Consider the following 2,601-nt stretch of genomic DNA (forward strand, 5'->3'; position numbering starts at 1 on the left):
CGGATAGCCATGGAACCGGAGTGGAAATACGTGCCTTCACCCAGGTTCTGGAACACGTGGGGGTTGCCGGTGTATCGGCTCTTGCCAATCCAGTTGACGCCTTCGCCACCCATCTGGATGAGGGATTCGGTGTTCCGGCCCATCCAGGACGCCATGAAGTGACAGCCAATGCCGGCCAGGGCCTTGCTCCCCTCCGGGACCTTGGTGGAGGTGTTGTGTGGGCAGCCCGAGCAGAAATAGGGCATACGCTTGACGCCGCCCGGATCCTGGGCGTTGGTCATGGCACTGATTTCAGCCATGCGCTCGCTGAAGTCCACCTCGAAGAAGCGACCAAGACGGGCTGCGAGGAAGCCGGCAACCAGTTTGGGGCTCAATTCGCCAACGTACGGGATCAGCGGGCGGCCCAGCTCATCCTGTTTGCCGGTAATCAGAACCTCGCCGGGACGGTCCGGCTCGGACATGTACTCCTTGATCTGGCTCTCGATAATGCCGCGCTTTTCCTCGATCACGAGGACTTCTTCCTTGCCGTGCACGAAGTCCAGGATGCCGCGGCGCTCCAGGGGCCAGACCATGCCCACCTTGTAGATATCCAGACCCATGTCCCGGGCCTTGTCTTCGTCAATACCGAGCAGATCGAGGGCTTCCAGCAGGTCAAGGTGCCCCTTGCCGGTGGTGACAATACCAAAGCGGGCTTCCTTGTTGTCGAACAGGCACCGGTCAATGCGGTTGGCCCGGGCAAAGGCCTGAACGGCCGCGAGCTTGTGTTCGATGCGGGTTTCCAGCTGGGGGCCGGGGAGATCCGGCCAGCGGTAATGAAGGCCGCTTTCCGGCGCGGTGAAATCGTCCGGAGTGACAAAATCCGGTGCTGGCGGAATTTCCACAGAAGCCGCGCTTTCCACGGTTTCCGAGATGGCCTTGAAGCCGACCCAGCAGCCACTGTAGCGGGACAGGGCATAACCCCAGAGACCGAACTCCAGGTATTCCGCGATGTTGGCCGGGTTGATGGTGGGCATGAAGAAGCTCATGAATGCCACATCGGACTGGTGGGGCATGGACGATGACACGCAGCCGTGGTCGTCGCCCGCTACCACCAGCACGCCACCATGGGGGGAGGATCCATAGGTGGTGCCGTGTTTCAGGGCGTCGCCGGCTCGGTCCACGCCCGGGCCCTTGCCATACCAGAGGCCGAATACGCCCTCTACCTGACGGTCTTCATCGGTTTCTACCTGCTGGGTACCCAGCATGATCGTCGCGGCAAGATCCTCGTTGATGGCGGGGACAAAATCGATCCGGTTCTCGTCGAGCAGGTCCTTGGCCTGCCAGAGCGCCTGGTCAACTGCACCGAGAGGTGAGCCCCGGTAGCCACTGACCAGACCGGCGGTGTTCAGGCCTTGTTTGCGATCCAGGGCTGCCTGCATCAGCGGGATTCGGACCAGGGCCTGTGTGCCGGTGAGAAAAACCCGGCCGGATTCCCGCAGGTAGCGGTCTTCGAGTTTGTAATCGTCGAGTTGTGGGGTATCGGCGGACATGGCGCCCTCCTTTTTGTCGATTTTATGACCAAAATTCTAGAGGGAAGTCCGCAAAAGGTGCTTGCTTATTGGAAGGAGGTTTTCAGGATTTGCGAAAGAATGTTTGATAAAAGACAATAAAGAGAAAGAACCTTTGATAAAAATCAGGTGTTACCAAATGAAGCAGGTGGAGCTGGACAAGCTGGATCGGAAAATCCTATCGGTGCTGCAGCAGGATGGGCGCATCAGTAACCAGTTACTGGCCGAACAGGTGGGTTTGTCACCGGCTGCTTGCTGGCGCCGGGTGCGCACACTTGAGGAAAGCGGTGTGATTCAGGGATACAGCGCAAGAGTGGATCCGGAACGCATTGGTCAGGGGCTGTGCGTGCTCGTCAATCTGTCACTGCAGCGGCACAACATCGACAGCACGGCGGAGATTGAGCAGCAGGTGAGCAGTTATCCGGAGGTGCTTCAGTGCTTTGCGGTGACCGGTAATGCCGATTTCGTGCTCAGGGTAATCGTGCCGGATATGGCCAGTTACGACAGGTTCCTGAACGAAAAAATCTTTACCCTGCAGGGCATTGCCCAGGTGAATTCGAACTTTGCGTTGCGGGAGATAAAAAATACCGAGACGATCCCGGTGGAAGGTATTCTGTAGTTTCGGCAGGGAGCAACAACGAAAAAAGGCAGCCGAAGCTGCCTTTTTCTGAACGTGTCGTCTGTTATTTACAGAGCGACAACGTTTTCCGCCTGAGGACCTTTCTGGCCCTGGGTAACGGTGAACTCGACCTGCTGGCCTTCAGCCAGAGTCTTGAAACCGCCGCCCTGAATAGCGCTGTAGTGAACAAAAACGTCCGGGCCGCTTTCGCGAGTGATAAAGCCAAAACCTTTTGCTTCGTTGAAAAACTTAACGTTGCCGGTAACTGTAGACATAGTATTCTTCCTGATTTCAATCATTTAATGTGCCGTCACGTCATCTTATTGATGGCTAATCGGCGGTATGCGGAAACAAAAAACTGGCGTGATCAAAAACAGGACGTGCTACTTATTACAGCTGAGCGGTCTTATTGATGAAATGCTTTGCTAAATCTTT

At 56.5% G+C, this 2,601-nt stretch carries 2 protein-coding genes and 1 pseudogene; 1 reads left to right on the forward strand and 2 read right to left on the reverse strand.

Annotated features, from left to right (window positions below; all coding sequences use genetic code 11):
• Nucleotides 1-1,529 (reverse strand): annotated as a pseudogene (locus tag B2W52_RS16715) (indolepyruvate ferredoxin oxidoreductase family protein); the annotation flags it as partial.
• A 157-nt stretch (nucleotides 1,530-1,686) separates the two neighbouring features.
• Here B2W52_RS16715 and B2W52_RS16720 point away from each other — a divergent pair.
• The gene (locus tag B2W52_RS16720) at nucleotides 1,687-2,166 is read left to right on the forward strand and encodes an Lrp/AsnC family transcriptional regulator (RefSeq protein WP_014576349.1); all 480 of its coding nucleotides are present in this window, start codon (nucleotides 1,687-1,689) and stop codon (nucleotides 2,164-2,166) included.
• A 68-nt stretch (nucleotides 2,167-2,234) separates the two neighbouring features.
• Here the strand turns inward: B2W52_RS16720 and B2W52_RS16725 are convergent, their stop codons facing one another.
• Nucleotides 2,235-2,441, reverse strand: a complete 207-nt coding sequence (locus B2W52_RS16725; protein WP_008176018.1) for a cold-shock protein — start codon at nucleotides 2,439-2,441, stop codon at nucleotides 2,235-2,237.
• Nucleotides 2,442-2,601: the final 160 nt, after the last annotated feature.

This window comes from Marinobacter sp. UBA2498 (genome assembly GCF_002341575.1).
GTDB lineage: Bacteria > Pseudomonadota > Gammaproteobacteria > Pseudomonadales > Oleiphilaceae > Marinobacter > Marinobacter manganoxydans.